Source organism: Beijerinckia mobilis, from assembly GCF_000745425.1.
In the GTDB taxonomy this organism is placed as follows: domain Bacteria; phylum Pseudomonadota; class Alphaproteobacteria; order Rhizobiales; family Beijerinckiaceae; genus Beijerinckia; species Beijerinckia mobilis.
This window is the reverse complement of the sequence record NZ_JQJH01000016.1, coordinates 52,249-68,115: the sequence shown is the minus strand read 5'-3', so window position 1 is coordinate 68,115 and position 15,867 is coordinate 52,249. Positions and strand designations below refer to the sequence as shown.

The 15,867-nt window shown below is 56.2% G+C and carries 27 protein-coding genes, 1 tRNA gene and 2 pseudogenes; 8 read left to right on the top strand and 22 right to left on the bottom strand.

Features of this window, described 5'->3' with window-relative positions; all coding sequences use genetic code 11:
• The first annotated feature begins 69 nt into the window (after positions 1-69).
• Positions 70-145 (top strand) — tRNA-Lys (locus DL88_RS13005).
• 95 nt (positions 146-240) lie between these two features.
• Here DL88_RS13005 and DL88_RS13000 read toward each other — a convergent pair.
• The 4 genes from DL88_RS13000 to DL88_RS12985 all read right to left on the bottom strand — a co-directional run bounded on the left by DL88_RS13000 (position 241) and on the right by DL88_RS12985 (position 1,756).
• Positions 241-969, bottom strand: a complete 729-nt coding sequence (locus DL88_RS13000) for a hypothetical protein (protein ID WP_034996738.1) — start codon at positions 967-969, stop codon at positions 241-243.
• Positions 966-1,157 (bottom strand): hypothetical protein, encoded by a 192-nt coding sequence (locus tag DL88_RS12995; RefSeq protein WP_034996735.1) that lies wholly within the window; start codon positions 1,155-1,157, stop codon positions 966-968. Before DL88_RS12995 ends, DL88_RS13000 begins: the two co-directional genes overlap by 4 nt.
• The gene (locus tag DL88_RS12990; protein WP_034996732.1) at positions 1,154-1,399 is read right to left on the bottom strand and encodes a hypothetical protein; all 246 of its coding nucleotides are present in this window, start codon (positions 1,397-1,399) and stop codon (positions 1,154-1,156) included. Before DL88_RS12990 ends, DL88_RS12995 begins: the two co-directional genes overlap by 4 nt.
• 171 nt (positions 1,400-1,570) lie before the next feature.
• Entirely contained in the window at positions 1,571-1,756 is a 186-nt protein-coding gene (locus tag DL88_RS12985; protein WP_034996730.1) for a hypothetical protein, read from the bottom strand.
• A gap of 198 nt (positions 1,757-1,954) precedes the next feature.
• Between DL88_RS12985 and DL88_RS21080 the strand changes: the two genes are divergently transcribed.
• Positions 1,955-2,092: a hypothetical protein gene (locus DL88_RS21080; protein WP_370736394.1), complete on the top strand. Its 138-nt coding sequence runs from the start codon at positions 1,955-1,957 to the stop codon at positions 2,090-2,092.
• A complete protein-coding gene (locus DL88_RS12975; RefSeq protein WP_034996724.1) occupies positions 2,089-2,313 on the top strand; it encodes a hypothetical protein in 225 nt (74 codons plus the stop codon). The genes DL88_RS21080 and DL88_RS12975 overlap by 4 nt, the downstream gene beginning before the upstream one ends.
• A 171-nt stretch (positions 2,314-2,484) precedes the next feature.
• On the opposite strand, the gene DL88_RS21075 is transcribed toward DL88_RS12975, so the two are convergent.
• Both DL88_RS21075 and DL88_RS12970 read right to left on the bottom strand, forming a co-directional pair.
• Positions 2,485-2,691 (bottom strand): phage antirepressor N-terminal domain-containing protein, encoded by a 207-nt coding sequence (locus DL88_RS21075; RefSeq protein WP_370736396.1) that lies wholly within the window; start codon positions 2,689-2,691, stop codon positions 2,485-2,487.
• Positions 2,667-2,954 carry a Rha family transcriptional regulator gene (locus DL88_RS12970; RefSeq protein ID WP_034996721.1) on the bottom strand — a complete coding sequence of 96 codons (288 nt, stop codon included), beginning with the start codon at positions 2,952-2,954 and terminating at the stop codon, positions 2,667-2,669. The genes DL88_RS21075 and DL88_RS12970 overlap by 25 nt, the downstream gene beginning before the upstream one ends.
• A gap of 66 nt (positions 2,955-3,020) precedes the next feature.
• Between DL88_RS12970 and DL88_RS12965 the strand changes: the two genes are divergently transcribed.
• The 5 genes from DL88_RS12965 (at position 3,021) to DL88_RS12950 (ending at position 5,065) form a co-directional block, all read left to right on the top strand.
• On the top strand, positions 3,021-3,326 hold the full coding sequence (locus DL88_RS12965) for a hypothetical protein (protein ID WP_156971092.1): 306 nt from the start codon (positions 3,021-3,023) through the stop codon (positions 3,324-3,326).
• A gap of 13 nt (positions 3,327-3,339) precedes the next feature.
• Positions 3,340-3,600, top strand: a complete 261-nt coding sequence (locus tag DL88_RS12960; protein WP_034996717.1) for a hypothetical protein — start codon at positions 3,340-3,342, stop codon at positions 3,598-3,600.
• A 479-nt stretch (positions 3,601-4,079) separates the two neighbouring features.
• Complete coding sequence (locus tag DL88_RS12955; RefSeq protein ID WP_210165314.1) at positions 4,080-4,280, top strand: type II toxin-antitoxin system HicA family toxin; 201 nt, start codon at positions 4,080-4,082, stop codon at positions 4,278-4,280.
• Positions 4,273-4,824 (top strand): type II toxin-antitoxin system HicB family antitoxin, encoded by a 552-nt coding sequence (locus tag DL88_RS19940; protein ID WP_169741574.1) that lies wholly within the window; start codon positions 4,273-4,275, stop codon positions 4,822-4,824. Before DL88_RS12955 ends, DL88_RS19940 begins: the two co-directional genes overlap by 8 nt.
• On the top strand, positions 4,817-5,065 hold the full coding sequence (locus DL88_RS12950; RefSeq protein ID WP_034996713.1) for a hypothetical protein: 249 nt from the start codon (positions 4,817-4,819) through the stop codon (positions 5,063-5,065). The genes DL88_RS19940 and DL88_RS12950 overlap by 8 nt, the downstream gene beginning before the upstream one ends.
• A gap of 128 nt (positions 5,066-5,193) precedes the next feature.
• On the opposite strand, the gene DL88_RS12945 is transcribed toward DL88_RS12950, so the two are convergent.
• The 16 genes and pseudogenes from DL88_RS12945 to DL88_RS12875 form a co-directional block, all read right to left on the bottom strand.
• The gene (locus tag DL88_RS12945; protein ID WP_210165313.1) at positions 5,194-5,607 is read right to left on the bottom strand and encodes a hypothetical protein; all 414 of its coding nucleotides are present in this window, start codon (positions 5,605-5,607) and stop codon (positions 5,194-5,196) included.
• Between the two features lie 300 nt (positions 5,608-5,907).
• On the bottom strand, positions 5,908-6,216 hold the full coding sequence (locus tag DL88_RS12940) for a hypothetical protein (protein ID WP_034996709.1): 309 nt from the start codon (positions 6,214-6,216) through the stop codon (positions 5,908-5,910).
• Positions 6,213-7,361 (bottom strand): annotated as a pseudogene (gene terL, locus DL88_RS21070) (phage terminase large subunit); the annotation flags it as partial. The gene DL88_RS12940 and the pseudogene terL, both read right to left, overlap by 4 nt.
• Entirely contained in the window at positions 7,333-7,755 is a 423-nt protein-coding gene (locus DL88_RS21065) for an HNH endonuclease signature motif containing protein (protein ID WP_370736395.1), read from the bottom strand. The gene DL88_RS21065 and the pseudogene terL, both read right to left, overlap by 29 nt.
• A gap of 374 nt (positions 7,756-8,129) precedes the next feature.
• Positions 8,130-8,492, bottom strand: a pseudogene (locus tag DL88_RS21060) (terminase large subunit domain-containing protein); the annotation flags it as partial.
• 22 nt (positions 8,493-8,514) lie between these two features.
• A complete protein-coding gene (locus DL88_RS12930; protein WP_034996703.1) occupies positions 8,515-9,117 on the bottom strand; it encodes a hypothetical protein in 603 nt (200 codons plus the stop codon).
• A 1-nt stretch (position 9,118) separates the two neighbouring features.
• Complete coding sequence (locus tag DL88_RS12925) at positions 9,119-9,565, bottom strand: hypothetical protein (RefSeq protein ID WP_156971091.1); 447 nt, start codon at positions 9,563-9,565, stop codon at positions 9,119-9,121.
• Entirely contained in the window at positions 9,562-9,792 is a 231-nt protein-coding gene (locus tag DL88_RS12920; protein WP_034996701.1) for a hypothetical protein, read from the bottom strand. The genes DL88_RS12925 and DL88_RS12920 overlap by 4 nt, the downstream gene beginning before the upstream one ends.
• The gene (locus tag DL88_RS12915; RefSeq protein WP_034996699.1) at positions 9,789-10,244 is read right to left on the bottom strand and encodes a hypothetical protein; all 456 of its coding nucleotides are present in this window, start codon (positions 10,242-10,244) and stop codon (positions 9,789-9,791) included. Before DL88_RS12915 ends, DL88_RS12920 begins: the two co-directional genes overlap by 4 nt.
• Complete coding sequence (locus DL88_RS12910; protein WP_034996697.1) at positions 10,241-10,900, bottom strand: hypothetical protein; 660 nt, start codon at positions 10,898-10,900, stop codon at positions 10,241-10,243. Before DL88_RS12910 ends, DL88_RS12915 begins: the two co-directional genes overlap by 4 nt.
• Before the next feature lie 528 nt (positions 10,901-11,428).
• Complete coding sequence (locus DL88_RS12905; protein ID WP_034996695.1) at positions 11,429-12,514, bottom strand: AAA family ATPase; 1,086 nt, start codon at positions 12,512-12,514, stop codon at positions 11,429-11,431.
• Complete coding sequence (locus DL88_RS12900) at positions 12,495-12,764, bottom strand: hypothetical protein (RefSeq protein ID WP_156971090.1); 270 nt, start codon at positions 12,762-12,764, stop codon at positions 12,495-12,497. Before DL88_RS12900 ends, DL88_RS12905 begins: the two co-directional genes overlap by 20 nt.
• Entirely contained in the window at positions 12,751-13,065 is a 315-nt protein-coding gene (locus tag DL88_RS12895; protein ID WP_034996690.1) for a hypothetical protein, read from the bottom strand. Before DL88_RS12895 ends, DL88_RS12900 begins: the two co-directional genes overlap by 14 nt.
• Positions 13,062-13,550, bottom strand: coding sequence for a RuvC family protein (locus DL88_RS12890; protein WP_034996688.1), 489 nt, complete (start codon positions 13,548-13,550; stop codon positions 13,062-13,064). Before DL88_RS12890 ends, DL88_RS12895 begins: the two co-directional genes overlap by 4 nt.
• A 138-nt stretch (positions 13,551-13,688) precedes the next feature.
• Complete coding sequence (locus DL88_RS12885; RefSeq protein WP_034996686.1) at positions 13,689-13,970, bottom strand: hypothetical protein; 282 nt, start codon at positions 13,968-13,970, stop codon at positions 13,689-13,691.
• 470 nt (positions 13,971-14,440) lie between these two features.
• A complete protein-coding gene (locus DL88_RS12875; protein ID WP_034996681.1) occupies positions 14,441-15,643 on the bottom strand; it encodes a tyrosine-type recombinase/integrase in 1,203 nt (400 codons plus the stop codon).
• Positions 15,644-15,867 lie beyond the last annotated feature (224 nt).

Genomic DNA, 15,867 nt, shown 5'->3' with positions numbered 1-15,867 from the left:
GCCATTCCTCTATTGACCCTGGGCAATGATCCGTTTACTTCCAACACATCCGTGAGGCTGGCTTCACGGGAGCGCGTAGCTCAGTCGGTAGAGCATCTGACTTTTAATCAGAGGGTCATGGGTTCGAATCCCATCGCGCTCACCAAATAAATCAAATAGTTAGACAGGATTTCTTGAAGTTCTGCAGCAAACCAAATTTCTGCCGGGTAACATAGGGGTAAAAGCCTCCTAGTGACGGATTTACCCCGAAGATGCGACAGTCTGCCGCACAGTTCTGGAATCACCCGGCGGCCATTCGCTCGGAAAGTGCCAGCCGCCAGCCCGATCTATTGGCGGTGATCCGCCCTTCGTCGTCCGCCACCATGCCGCCCAGGCTTCCCCCTGCGGTGAGTCGCGTTTGACGTGAACGAGCGGCGTGGCGTCCTTTGCGGGCGTTTCCCTTGGCGGCCGGAAATCGAGCCGCTTTGCGCCCTTCTCGAACCCCTTGAGCCTACCAGCGCGCTTGGCGTCGGCATCGCGGCGCATGAACCGCCTGGCTGTGGCGTGCCAGTCCTGCCGCAGAGCTTTTTCGCCAACGGCCTCGGCTGCCCAAAGTCGCATGTCCTCGACGGCCCGGCCGATCTCGGCTTTGGTCAGGCCCTCGGCCGCGCCGAAAGCCCGGTCCTCCCCGGAAGGTTCGAAATCCGCCGGCAGGCGCGTCGGGAGAGAGGGGGATTGGTTAGGGTTATTTTCTTTAGGGGGTGTGGGGGACCTTTCTTTATCAGGGGAAGGGTCTTCAAGAGTCCTCGAGACAAATGAAGACATTTCATTAGCCCGCGCGCGCTGGCGCCTTTTTGCCTCAGCCCATTTGGCCCTGCGCTCGGCTTTTGCACGTTCTTCTGCCTGAACAGATGCCTGCACCGCCGCAACGATCTGTTCGGCCGTGCATCCCTTCTCAAGCAAGGCTTTGGCGATAATGTCGAGACTCATGGGCGGCATCCATTGTCAGACAGACCCTTGGCCCGGGCACGTTGAAGCCGCTTTTTCTCGGCTTCCTTCTCCCGCCGTGTTTCCTTGGCGCGTTCTTCCGCTTGCTCTACGGCAATGACCGCCGGGGCTTGCTGCTCGGCGGTGCATCCCTCCTTCAACATCGCCGTGACGACGGCCTGGAAGCTCATTGCGAAGTGTTCCCCTGGATGGCGGCGTCGGCTTGCTTCTCTTGCTCTTCGAAGTGTCTGCTGATCGGCAGCAGGTGCATCTGGATGGCGTCGAAGATCGCTTCCATGGCGCGCGCATTATAGTCGTCGCAGCCATCCCCTTCGGCCATCCGGCGCGCGGCAAGCTCGCCCGATCGGGCAAGACCGAGCACCATGTTGATCGTATGATGCGGATCGAGATGGTTCGGCAGGTCATCAAACATTGGTGTTTTTCCTCTTTGGTCGGCGGTTGAGAATCAGCCCCAGTTCGGCGAAGCCTGCGGCAAGCGCGAAGCAACCGCGGGCCAGCCATGAGCGGATAATCGTGGGAAGGCCCGGCAGAGCCGAGACGATGGCCTGGGCACCCCGACATTGGAATAAGCGGCGTGACGTACTCAATGCTGCGCCTCCTTCTGCCGGAGAGCTTCGATGCGCGCCGCTGTGGCATAGGTCGCCGCGCGCATCTCACGCGCCAGAGCCTCAAGTTCTTCGGCCTGGGAACGGGCTGAATTCCGGGCAGGAATAGACCGGCAGGAAGACGGCAAAGTTCGAGTGTTTGCCGGAATGGTGGGTTTCGGCATTGGGTTTTCCGGTTTGATTGGTTTCGCGTATAGTGATATATTTCGCTCATCCCGCGCGCATGTCAATAGGTATCAATCAGTATGAGCGAAATCACTCACATTTCCGGAAGGCAGATTGCTGCGGCAAGGGCACTTTTGGGAATGGGGCAAGATCAGCTCGCGAAATCAGCCAGCATCTCAATCGCCACGTTACGAAGGATGGAAAGCAGTCCAGGCCCAGCCGCTGGTATGATGAATAATGTCGCCGCCATCCGTCAGGCTCTCGAATCCGCCGGCGTGATCTTCGTCGAGGAAAATGGGGAAGGCCCAGGCGTCAGGCTGCGGAAGGGGAAATGAGCCTGATTCAGAATGAACGGACAAAGCTGACCGCGACCTATCTCAACGGAATCGCCGTCGCCATATTTGGCGTGGGCGTCCTGGCTCCAGCCGTCACAAATTTCAGCAATTGGGATGGGTCAAGCCATGTGGTATCATTCGCAATTGCCGGGATTGCTCTTATATCGAGCATCGCCATTCATTTTGTTGCAAGGAAAATCCTTAAAGGATTGATCCCATGACCGCCTCGCAAATCGCTGCATTATTGTTCGTTCCGATTGCCGGCCTAGTCGTTACGGCCTGTGTCTATTGGCTTGTTCGTCACGATATTGGTTAAATGACAGGGCTTTGGATCGTCGCGTTTATCATCGTCCCGGCCATAGCTCTCGGGACAGCCTGGGGATTTGTGCTGATCAGTGAGCGGCAGGAAAAACATCACCACGACCCGGCAGAGTGACTAATTCAATGGCATTTTCTACCTGTTGGTAGAACGGAAGCTTCTCGACCGGCATGCAGAGCATTTCGCGAGATTTGCCGTCGGCCCCAACCGTTGACATATGCCAACAGTTGAATTTTTCCTTTTGTTCTGAAAGCTTTACAGACTGGCTTGACCAAGTGATTCCCTGAGCATCCAGCGATCGATCACCCGCTTGCGGCGAACCACTGATCCGGTCACCGGAGTGTAGGAATTTGCCCGGTCGAGATCGACATGCTCAATATAGCCGTGATCATCGTAAGCCATTGAAATTCCTTGATAACGAAAATCTGCGTCATCTTTTTTGGAAATATCGACGCTATAGAGGTCGAGGCACATCTTTTTAATATAGCGGATCACATCCCCGTGCCGCTTCGCGCACAGCTCGGCGATTTCGACGCTCGACATGGTCCAGGGAACGGTAATCCAAGCCGGTAGCGGCGGGGGCCTGGGCATGAGGTTGAGGACAGGGAAGTGAACCGATTATCAACGATCGCTGCGAGAATCGGGAAAAGCACGGCACTGATGGGTCTCTGGATTGTTGCCGCCCTGATCGGCGCGACGATTTTCGCGGCGATAGCATTCCTGATCGCAAGCTGGTTTACGCTGCCAGAATTGAAAGCCATCAATGACTTGAGCATCGCAGAAGGGGTTCCGATTATATTCGCGATGATGTCCGCTGCACCCATGGGAGCCTTCGCCGGTCTGGCATTCACATTTTGGTTTTTCAAAGCGATTGGACTCAGAAAGTACAACGGCGATAGTAGGGTGCAGGGGTGAGGCAGCGGAAGCGGTGAATCAAGCGGTCAGAATTTTCTTGATCATCGGGAAAGTGGTCATTGGCACCGCGGCCACGCTGGTTGCTGGTGGGGCAGTCACCCTGACAGTTTTCTATGTCGCCTTCTGGGCGCTCCTGAAATTGCCGAACAGGGACCCGTCAGCTTTGTTAGAATTCATTTCTGCAGCACTCTTTGGCCTATGCATTGGTGTGGAATTCACCCTCTGGCTTGGCGTGCGATTGTTAATCCGATGGGCGCCAGAGGGAACCGATTGATCCGCCGGTGTGGAGTTCATCACGGGGAATGGCGGTGGGCTTGGTGTGCAGATGCGGAAGGACGGGAAGTGAGTTTTACCTAAAAGGGTAAGGCATTTTACCGTTCCGCTCGCCCAGGCCTGCACTAGATGCGCATTAGTTTGTAGGATCTTTTCCGCGATTTTGATGACTTGAGTCACGATGGGACGACGTGCATCGGCATTTTAAGCGACAACTGTTATATGGTCTGCGTGAAGAATTTCACGCATAGATTTTAGAAATGGGTGGCTTCGATAACGGCAAGGCCACTGATACGATTCAAAACTGCCTTTTGGTCAGAGGTATATAGAAAAATGCCCTATCATGCTCAGCATTTCCTCATATGCCCATATTTTCGCATGTCCATCTGCTACTACATATAGTATCAAGCCTTGAGTAAGCTCTCTAAGCTAATAGCGTCCATCCGGAACAATCCGAAGGATGTTCGGTTTGAGGATGCGTTGAAAATCGCGGAACGCCTTGGTTTTATCGGGAAGGGCGGTAAAGGGAGCCATTGCGTTTTTCAAAGGCCCGGCGAACCATACTCGCTAAATTTCCAGAATCGCAACGGGAAGATTCTTCCTTATCAAGCGATGCAGTTAATTGGTTTTATTGATAAATATGGCTATGGGATCATCCCGGAGGATGAAGACGATGAATAATCTGGATCGCTACCCCTCCCAAGTGTTTTGGAGCGACGACGATGAGGGATTCATTGCGCTCGCCCCAGACCTTCCCGGATGTTCCGCATGGGGAGCGAATCGTGCTGAGGCGCTGGTAGAGCTTAAGGATGCGATGGAGGCTTGGGTTCAGGCAGCTAATGAGGCAGGAAATCCCATTCCTCCGCCCTCTCCTGCACCGAGTCCTGCTGAATACAGCGGTAAGCTGCTTCTTCGAATGCCGAAAGATCTGCACGCTAGATTAGCTGGACAGGCGAAATTGCAAGAAGTTAGCCTCAATCAATATGTCATCTGTTTGCTTTCGTCTGCGAGTGTCTACGCAGAAATGGCAACGCGTGCAGCTGCAACGGCAGTATGGACAGTTCACAATCCACAACAGGTCACACGGACCGTAAGCGTAACGCCCAGCTATGAAGCTAGCACAAAGTATTTAACAGAAATTAGGGGTTTTGTACGCGCCACATCGCCTACTTCCCCGCAACCAATAGCGCAATGTGAAAATTACGCGGAAGTCTGCAATGGCTGAACCAACCGCTTATCAGTTTTCATTACAAGAAGTGATCACCGCTCTACTTAAAGAGCAAGGAATTTCAGAGGGCAATTGGACGGTCTCTATTGAATTTGGGTTTGCTGCATTGATAGCGGGGCCTAATCCGGCCGAGGCTAGCCCTTCCGGCATAGTCCAAGTAAGAAATTTATCTTTGGTAAAGGCGGGTCCTGAGACCCCCTTGCATCTCGTCGTGTCTGCCGCAGCACTCGAGAAATAGGTGTCACCTTATTTCCGCATGAGCCTTCATCTTAATATGTTCATCTCCCGCTGAACATATACGCTATCTTGAATCAATCAGAACTTATGCCTGATCTTGCTTCTATTCGTTGGCGTAGGTTTTCTTTTTTACGCTTGTGCTCGCACCATCCTCAAATGCGTGGCCAGCGCCATCAAGCCATCCATCGCCGCTCTGACCTGCGAGCCGTCGATGTCTTTCCCTTCGACCGCGAGCCGCTTGACGGCAGCCAGGGCATCGGGTCCAGCGCGGTGCATCGCCATTTCCATCGCAACCACCTGGCGCCGCAGGTCATCGTTCTCCCCGCGGCTCAATGGATCGGGTGCGGGACCGTGGGAAGTGCGATTCTCAAAAAGAGGAACAGCGTTCTCGAGCCGCCATCGCCGTAGAAGGCGGGCATAGGTTTCGCCGGCATCGATCAATTCTTGCCGCAGGCCATGGGCGCGCACGAAACGCCCGAGGGCATCGCCAAGGGCCTGGTCACAATCGCCGCGCCGGTGCGGCTGCCTCAGAGCAACCGCCATCACGCATTCGGCTTCTCTCGCCGCGCGCTCCCTTCGCTCGATCGTGCTCGGCCGCTGCAATTGGCCGTTCGCTTCTCTCGGTCCAGCTTTTCTCGGCCTGCCGCGTCGCACCATGGGGATTCCGTCTTGTTGATGGATGAAAGGGGGATTATGTTGCCGTTGTGCCTGCTGAGGGCGGAACTGCTGACCGCCACGCCTGAAATGGTCAGAAAGTGATCCAGGGGTTGCATCCTGGCTCAGGCATATCAAAAAGGGGCTTTATCGCCCCTTTTTTGTTGCCCGCGGTGGAAGAGATGCCATTCAGCCGAATGCCACCTTCATGGCACTGCTGGCGCGCGTCACGATTTCATTCACGATCTTCCGCAGAGATTCATTTTCCGCCTTGATGGCAGCATTATCCGCCTGCAGCGATTGAATGACCGGAATGAGATCGGCAACAGTCGTGGCGCTTTCAAGAGAGCCATCGACATGCACCGTGAAGCCCGATTTCTGTAATGATGCCACGGCTGATTGTTCGACTTCGATCATTCCATCAACAATATACACGCCAGGCAGTCCATTGATCCCGCCGGTCATGCCGGCCGGCGCGCGCATTTTCACCCTGCTCATGATGATGCTCCTTCAACTTTGCGGAATCCTGCGCGCTGCATGAGCGCCACATCCTCAGCCGCGACGGTCACGATGCCATCTGGATCGATTTGATAAGGCCGACCAGTTGCGCCGCCTGTAACGATCCCGAACAGCCCGGCAGGCGCATAAAGCGCAACGTCGCGAGTTCCTTCCTGCGCGCCGATCGAATAACCGAATGCGAGCCCATCCTTCGCTTGCCCTTCGGCCTGGCGCCGGTAGAACTCGATGATGCCCGTTCCATCGGCGATGCCCACCATCAAATCCGTAAGCGCATAAGCGCAGGCGTCGAGTCTGTCGGGCGAATCCGCAGAGCCGCCGGCGAATGTTACCATCTGGTCTTCAAGCTCGGGAAACGTACCGGCATGATGTACGCGGCCTTGCTCATACAGAGCGGAAACAGGTTCGGCGCGCAGGATCTTGCCCTTCGTCGCATGCACCGCCCGGAAAGCTACATTCTCATCGATCACGCGCAAGGTATTCTCGACCAGAGCGCCGCCCTGGTTCACTTCCGCAATCACCCGGTCGGCCCGGTAGCGATGATACAGAGACACCGCCCTGCGCGCCCATTCTGTCGGCGTCATCTTGCCGGACGCATCCTCCAGCACATAGCCGTGTCCATCCTGGCCAAGGCCTGCGACGATGATGCCGGTTTCGTCAGAATCCTCATTGGCCGTGACCGCTGGATCAATCGCCACCACGACGCGCCGCATGAGCGGCAGTTCGCGCGGCTCGATGCGCGCCGCCTCGATCATGGCAAGGCTCCAGAGCGCGCCAGGCGTGTCCTCAAGAAGTTCGGCTTCCAACTCCTGCCGGCCGAGCCGCGTGCCCGCATAGCGGCCAACGATGGCATTAAGGAACGGTGGCGCCAGGTTCTCCCTGTTCTCGAAAGTCGAGCCGCCCGTTAAAACGACATCCTTGCCGACGCGCGAGAGAAGGTTGCGGACAAGCTTCGTCGGCTTCGGCGTCGTCGTCACGCAAATGCGCGGATCCATGCCCAGGCGAAGGCCGAACAACATTTGATCCCAGGTTTCCTGAGCATTGCGCCATGCCGCCAATTCATCACAGTTGTGAACGAGAATCCCGTTTGCAAAATATTCATGCGCGCCTTCGACTGTCAGGCAAAATACTTCTTGTTCCCCCGCGGGTTGCCAGGTTGACACAACGCTGGCTGCAGAAGTGGGCGGAACGAGTTTGGAAACATTCTCCGCATTGCTCGCAATATCTAACGAGCTTGTTGCGCCGCCGCAGTTCCACAGTTCTCGCCAAACATTTCTCACATAGTGGGTGCACTGTTCTGCGACGCCGCATAATTTGTGTATTACATGCTGAACAGCATAGCCGGATTGTTGGTGGCTTCGTCCAATCCTTGGCCGGAATTGGCATCGCGCAAAAGTGATGCTTACGATGCCCGCTCTTTGTGAGCAGCTCGAAATTATCGATGGCGTTGTGAGATTTGTCGCCATCTCTGTGGTGGACCTCGTATCCGGCTGGAATAGCCCCAAAAGTATCGATCCACATTTCGCGATGCAGCCGGCGAGTTTTAGGCCGAACCGACTTATCTGTACGCTCGTAATAAGAGCCACGATCATTACCATATCGATGCCAGAACTTCCCGTTCCATTCGACACATTGATTACACATGCAGTGTCCCCAATCTTGGCTCGATCCGCTCTGATCCACTCCCCATTTAGGTAGATCGGATGCTCTGCAGTGCCGGTGAGAATTGCATTGCCGATCGTCATCTCGCCAATTTGGTCGAGGTGAGATTTGACGGCAACAACTCGCGATGGTCCGGATCTGGTTAATACCAAATCGCCGGGACGAATATTTTCAATTGAGCAATCACCGTTTGGCGTTGACACCTTCGTGCCGCCAATCCAGCACCACGCTGCATCGTGCTGCGGGCCTCGCAAGCGTTCCGGCTCTTCTGCACTGTATGTCGTCGCAATCGCGCCGTTCGGCCATGTCAATTGCCGGTTCGACGGTTCATAATTCGGGCGGTTCCATTCGGGCGAAATCGCCAGCAACCCTGACTCGCCTTCGATCATGGTCTTCCGAACGTCCGCTGTCGTCGGCCCGATCAGAGCAATGCGCCGAGCGCCGGCCTCGACCATCGAGCGGACCCATTCCGCGCCCGTCCGCGTCTTGCCCCAGCCGCGCCCGGCCTTAATCAACCAAACTGTCCAATCGCCATGCGGCGGCAATTGCTCGGGCCTCGCAATGGCCCGCCAATCCCGTTCGAGCGCATCGGCCATGCGCCGGAAGATCGCCGCACCATCAAGCATTGCTGCACTCGCCCTCGATCAGTGCCGGCAGCCGCCGCGGCTCCGAGGATGAAGGTTGGGGCGCCTCCAGCCCGCGCAGCGCCGCGACGACTGCCTTTCGCGCCTCAGGAAACGGTGCAAGGGCCGTGAGGATCGCCCCCTGCAGTTCGACCATGGGCTGCGAATTGAGTATGTTTGTTGTGTTCTGAATGTTCACGATCGGCGCGAGCCGCGAGACCTCGCCATTGATCTTGCCGATTTCCGTCAAGACCCGCAGAAGCGTATCGGCGACACGGCTCAAAGCCATCGGCGAATTACTCTCCCCGGTGACGCTGAGTTGGGCCATCAGCGCCGACCGCAGGATGCACAGGTGGTCGAGGACGCTGCCTGTCTCCTTGATTGCATTGAGGCGCAATTCCTCGAGCTGCGCCGGCCCCATGAGCAAGCGGCCCTTGAGTTCCGGCGAGACATGCTTGTGCCAGTGCCGCCAGATGGCGTTGCTTTGGAGGCTGAATTTTATTGCTAGATCCTCAAAGCTTACCCCGGCGGCGCGCAGAAATTCAATGCGCTCCCGCTCATGATGCGCGCAGACTTGGCATTGGCCCCGCTTCGCCATGTCAGGCCGCCGCGCCAGTGATGTAGTCAACCCACGCCGTAACGCCAGCGTTCGGCACATTCATTCGGCCGGTGTCAAGGTTGTAAAAATAGAGGCCAGCAGCAACCGCAGGACGCTTCGATTGCGGACCCTGCGTGATGGTGAATGGGCTTGCGTTTGCCTCGCCGATAATCGCCCATGGAAAGGCGACGTAATCGCGCCGATCAACAATCGGAATGGCCCACACCTCATAGGTGGTCGAGCCTTTCAGCGGCATCACTGGCGAACCGCCATTCAATGATGACAGGCCGGTGCCTTGCGGCATATACGCAAAAAAGCATTGGGTGCCCTTTGGACCTGTCCCGAAGGTCTTCACCGAGGCGGCTGTGTATGGATTCGGCGCATAGGGGTCATTGGGATTGTCCGAACTCAATCCGCCGGCAACCGATCGAATAAGTGTCATGATCAATTTCCTCGAAAAAGCTTCTGTAGTGTCAATGGCTTGGCGAGTTTGATGGCGTCTAGCGCAGTCGGCTCATCGACCTGCATCGAAATCACGCTCCATCCGGCTGCACTCAGTATTCGCCCATCTTCGCCGTCGACAGTTACATAGCCTTGCTCATCGGGATCGATGCGCTTGCCAAGGATGAATGAAGCTGACTTTGCGCCCTCGAGCCGGCGGAGCCGCCAACTCATTGCAGGCCGCCAAGGCGATCCAATGCGTATCGGATCATGTGCCGCGTGCCGGCAGAGAAATCACATTCATCGAACATGCGGCGAAAAAGTTCGGCCTCTTCATCAGTCGAAAGATTTCCGCTTCGATTGATTGCAGCGGCAAGATCGATGAAAAAGCCTCGAACTTCAGCGGGCGCGGGATCATCGGCCTTCACGATCTGTCGGATCAACGGAATCGGGCCACCCGCGAGGGATCGGAGTTCCCGTGCCAAATCCTCTGCTGCTTCGATCAGAGCTGCGCCGGCAGTCCGATCAGCATCAATGGCCTTCGTTAAATCGTCGGCGAGGCCGGTGGCGTGGCCTTTCTCGATTTCCGGTAGTCTACCTGCGCTTGCAGCGCGCACGGCGGTTGCCGATGCTTGCAAGGCCGCCGATGCGGCATTCAGTTTTTCGAGAGCGGCGGTCAGGCTCATGCTGTGCCCCCTGCAAGCTCAGCAAGCCGGGCATCCCAGGCCGCCATCGCGGCAGCGCGATCCGCTGGCGATGGTTCGAGGTCAAAAATTGGCGGAGTGAATGTGTCGGCCGTTCGGTGCATGGCTATAGCCTCCTGCGAGGCCGACAGGCGCGGCGATGACGCTTGGGCGTGCAGCAAGCCGCGCAGGGCGATGGCGCGAGCATATGCGACGCGGAAGCCATCGGCGGCCTTGCAAGCATCAGCAACCGCCTCCCGCCATTCCCCGCGAGCCGCGTCGAGAGCGGCAGCCTCAATTTGTGCCTGCAGGCTTACCAACTCGGTGCGCAACCGCGCTGCCTCGGCCGAAAGTTCGCCGGCCACCCGTTCCACCGCCGCCTGGGCCGCATGGGCCGCGGCAAGCCGCTCCGCAGGGCCGCGCCGCGCCGCGATGTCCGGCGAAGGCGGATTGCCGTGGCAGCCATCGGCAGCCCATGCGCGCAAGGCGGTGGCGTCGGCATCCGCGATTTCGCGGATTTCGACCATCGCGGCTGCCTCGGCATCGTCGGCCGCCCGCAATTTCGCTTGGGCGCGGGCGTTCGTTTCCAGCCTGCGTTCGAGTTCGAGGCGGCGTGCGTGAAAGCTAGATAATAAATTTAGGGAGATTTCGGGCACCATGCCACGCGCTTTCCTTCACTAGGAATTTGCGCCGGCTGCCGTAAGGCCCATCAGCAGTCGATTTCGATCGACCAAATTATAATACGAAAATTTTCGTCTCGGCGCAACTTCCGCCACCCCTGGCGTTACCCTCGTGCGATATTGATTATAAAATATAGTAAAAACAATTATTTATAAAATAAATTTTCTGACTTCCAATCAGTAAACAGAAAAATATGTCCCGAAATCGACGGAATGATGGGGCAAGCGGCTTGGCGGGGCGGATACCCACACAACATCCAGCCTTCGATCGCAGCGCGCGATTGCAGTCAGGCGTTCACTCGGAAGCCCAGCCGTGTTCACCCGCCCGCTTTCTAAAGAAAGCGCGGGCGGTGAACGGTGAACAAAACACGGTTCGTTCACCTCAAGTGTTCACCGGTGAACATAAACTATTTCAATGTGATAAGCTGTTCACTGTTCACCATTTTGTTCACCAAAAAGGGGTGAACAAAAAAGGCGGTCTTGTTCACCATCGGTGAACACTTGAGCTTAACCATTCAGAGCCTCTTTTTCGCCCTTTGCGGTCAGCTTCCATTTGCCGAGGACATCTTCGACAAGTCGCTGATCCTTAAGCTTTTGGAGGTTCTTGTTCACAAGCCCGACTGCCCGCCCAATGGCCGCCGCCCATTCGCGCTGCGAGCCGCCGGGATTTTCCGCCATGGCCTTGAGCAAGGCCCGCGTCGTGTTAATGCCCTGCTGAGCCCGCTCTTCCGCAGCTTCCGCGCTGACAGGAATCATCCGGGGCAGAAGAATTTCGCGTCCCCGATTGTCGAGAATGTCGGGACTGGACACTTTCTCAACCCGAAAGTGACGGGGCTCGAATTCCGGTCCACGGACTTTGTTGAACGACAGTTTGATCTGACCGTCTGCGGCCCAAAGGGTAAGATTGCCATCGAGTTCATTCATGACGGAACCGCCGCCATAAGGCTCAAGATTGTCCTCTCCTGCCGACTTCGTAGGATGCGCCGCGACCAGCACGGCCGGCGATCCGCGCAAATCTGTGAGTCCGCGTAGGTGCCTCGCATACGCGAGCACAGCAGCGTTATCATTAAAGTCGCCACCAGCAAAACCTGCTTGGAAGGTATCAAAAAGCACAATCTGAAATTCGCCGTTCTCCTCGATGTCAACGGTAAGCTGCTCGGCGATTTCCGGCAGCGGAAGGCGCCCATCGATGACGGCAAGCCGATCATTCAACAGCTCGCGATCGACATTCGCGACGAATGCGTTTGCCGACATTTTCATTCGGATGTCAGTTGGATTTTCCAGCGCGACATAAGCCACGCGACCGGCCTCGACGGGGAAGCCGATCAGGTCGGCCCGGCCAGTGATGATCGCCATCGTGACACCGATCAAAAATGCGGTTTTTCCGGTTCCCCGTTTGCCGGTGATGGCATACAGCGATCCGGACGGCAAAACGCCATCAACGACATAATGAATCGGCCGATATTCAGACAGAAAGTCGCTGCCGCGCTTGACCTTTTTCAAAAACGGCTTTACATGGTCATTGTCAAAAATTGGTTCGCCAAACGCCATTAGTGAATTGAGATAATCCGCGTCAAGGGGTGGAGGCTGCATGGTCAGGCGCCTCCATTTCCAGATGTCGCTGCCGTGTTTCCCTCACCTGCCTGCGTAAATTATTCCAGCGGTCGACGGCATCACGCGTATTCGCAGCAAGCGAGCGCATTGCCCATTGCGCTCCAACGCGATCGCCAATTTGCATCGACCGTTGCGCATTCTCGGCATGTATGCGAATAAACCCCAATTTTTCATAAATTCGCTGCGCTTCTTCGTCGATTCGCTCGGGTGTAAGGTCATGACTCATCAACGCCTCCCTCGATGAGGTCGAGCAGCGTACCAAGCGGGCCGGCGGCAATTCCGCGAGCATCACGAGTAAGAGCCTTGCGCAGGACAGCTACCGGGCAGCCATATTGGAGTGCCAGCGATGCCGTGACGGCGAGATCGCGCGCAATAACAGAAGCCGCAGTGCCAATCTTCTCAGCATCAAGGAAAACTTCAGCAAGGCGCACGTCATCAAAGAAACTCACGCTCGCCGTATAGCGCAGGCCATCATGGCGAAAGTCGATAATCTCCGATGCGCGGCGAGAGCGGAGAGGCGAACGAGTCATCGCGCACCCTCCATTTTCAAGATTCCGGCCACGGCGATCAGCGCCGCCTCGGCCCGGCCATCGTCTTTCTTGCGGGCGAAGAGTTCGGCGTGCCGAGGCCAACGGCGAATCGCCTCCGCTCTGGCGGCATCTTTTGATGCCATCGACAGCCCAACCGAACGCTTCCATGAAGCCGGTGCGATGAACGTCGCGGGAATACCGGCGGCTGCCAGCACACCTTCAATGACGCCCCTCGATCGGCCAAACGCGAACGCACCAACGGCTCCCTCGCCAGGTCTGGCGGCCACGTGCTCGACAAATGCGCAGTTCGCGTGCGATTTGAAAATGATGTCCACGAGCAGCGGCCCATTCACTGCACGGCGGTTGGCCGGTCCATCACGGAGAACCGGCATGTCCTGGATGTCGAGCAACTTGCCGTCGGCCGTGACGATCGCAATCGCACCTTGGGCACCTATGTCGACGCCCAGAAAAAGGGAAGCACTCATGCAGCGCCTCCCACTTGCACGATGGGGCGGCGGCGATTATGCCAGAGGTGGATTTTTGCACAGGTCGGCGTGCGCCGCCCTTGACGAACGGCCGCATTTTGCGCCAAAGTTTCATTGGTCATTGTGATCCTTTACAGGTCAACTTGACATTTGCCGGACCGGCCTGATGCCGGAATGGCCATCATCGGCGGCGGTCACGTCGAGATTTCCAGCCCCAGACGCGGCCGCCGCTTCTATCGCTTGAATAATTTTCGGCACCATTTCCGCAGAAAATTTCAGACCCGACCCAGTCGGAACGAACTCTCGTTTTCCATTTTTACAATATAATCGCATCTCAATTTTTTCCGCCCCATCATCGAATACTTTCCTTATTCTGAATTCCGATCGCGAACTCTTCGGAATTACAACTTCATTTCTCATTTTGCTTTCCGCTCAAAAAATCATTCAGATCCAGTATGCGATAATACTTTCGCCCATTGATGTTGATCGGCGAGGCGAACGTCCCTGCGGCGACCCAACGTGTCAACGTGCGACCCGAAATACCGCACACCTTCGCGGCCTTTTGGTGCGCTATCAAAGACATTGAGTCCGTGTTTATGTTCGTTTGCGTATTTGTGTGTGTATGCACGTTTTGAAACTCCAGTGGTGACACGACGAATCGTGCCAAAAACAGGCGCGGTGGGACAAGAAAAAAAATGGCGCGCCATTTCCTGAAACGCTGAAACCGTACCTTTTCTCGAGAGAATTGTGACCGAATTTTTCGGTGGAAACCGATGAATTGCGCCATCTCGACTGCTCTAAAAATTTACATTGTCGATATGTTGAATCTGTGGATATAGTGAATTAGGTGAATTGTGTGGATTATGTGAGTGATAATGCGAATCATCCGATTAGATAACCGCCGCATTCACATGGTTCGCCCACGCATACATAGCGGCGCGTTTTTCAGTTTCATATGTGTAGCGATTGTAAACGGCTGCTACGCCGCGAATGGTGCCGCTCTTGTGATTGAGGATGGCCTCGACAACCTGTGGCGCTACGCCAAGCCGCGCGCATCCACTCGCCAGCGTTCGGCGTAGGTCATGCAGCGTCCAATGTGGTATGCCCTCCGGCAGGAAGGCATCGATCCGTTCCTTGGCACGCGTGAAACCGGAAACCGCCGTCTCGCCGGTGACGGTGAAGACAAGATGCTTCCCCGATTTGATCCTTGGCAGAGCCTCAAGGATCGCAATTGCCTGGGGCGAGAGAGGAATCACATGCTCTTTGCCGTTCTTCGCGCGGCTTGCCGGTAGGGTCCAAAGCTTTTGCTCGAGGTCGATTTCGTTCCAGCGCATGGCCGCGACCTCTTCCCGCCGGGCGCCGGTCAGGATCAAAAGCTGAACGATGGGACCAAACGGCCATCCAAGTTTTTCAGAAGCTTGCCAGACGGCCGCCAACTCGGTGTCGTCGAGGATGCGATCACGGCTACGTTCGGAAGACGGCGCTTTAATGCCGGAGCAGGGCGACGTTTCGATAATCCCGCGTTCAATGGCCCAATTGCAAAGCCTGCGCAGCGCCGCCAGCACGCGATTCGCCATGACCGGCGCACCTCGATCGACAATGCCATCCAGAAGGTCATGCACCTCAGCCCGTGAGATGCTCGACAGGCTGCGGCCGCTCCAGATGCTCAGGACTTCTTTCTTTAGGATGCGGTCTGTTTCGGCCCAGGAACGATTCTTGGCCTGGGCGTGTCGGACAATAAAAGTCTCGACAACCGAATCGATGCGATCGAGAGAGGCCGACTTTGTGGCTTTTGCTTCTTCTTTAGCCCGTCTTTTCTCGGAGGCTGGATCTTCTCCAGTTTCCACGGCCGCAAGAGCTGCCATAGCTTTCGCGCGCGCGTTCACAAGATCCAAGGCTGGCCAGGCGCCAAGAGTGAGTTTCACGGGCTTGCCATCGGCCTTCGAGCGGTATCGTACAGCCCATGAGGCTTTGCCGCTCGGTTGCTGGATGAAGTACAGTCCGCGCACCCGACCATCAGGAACCTCTCTCCGAGAGGCGGGGGTAACGCGAAGCAGTGAATTGATACCCTGGGCGGTTAAAACCTTGGACATTGTTACCCCGGCTAATAGGGGTAATCATTTATGTCTGTCTTCGAATGTTACCCAGTGTCTTAGACAATGCCGGACAAAGAGGTAAATCTCAAGAATAATCATTGGCTGATCGTTGCCAACGTGTCCTGTCACGTCAGGCCATTTTTACCCACCAATTTTAACTTTTAATCAGAGGGTCATGGGTTCGAATCCCATCGCGCTCACCAAAGAAAATCAAAATCTAG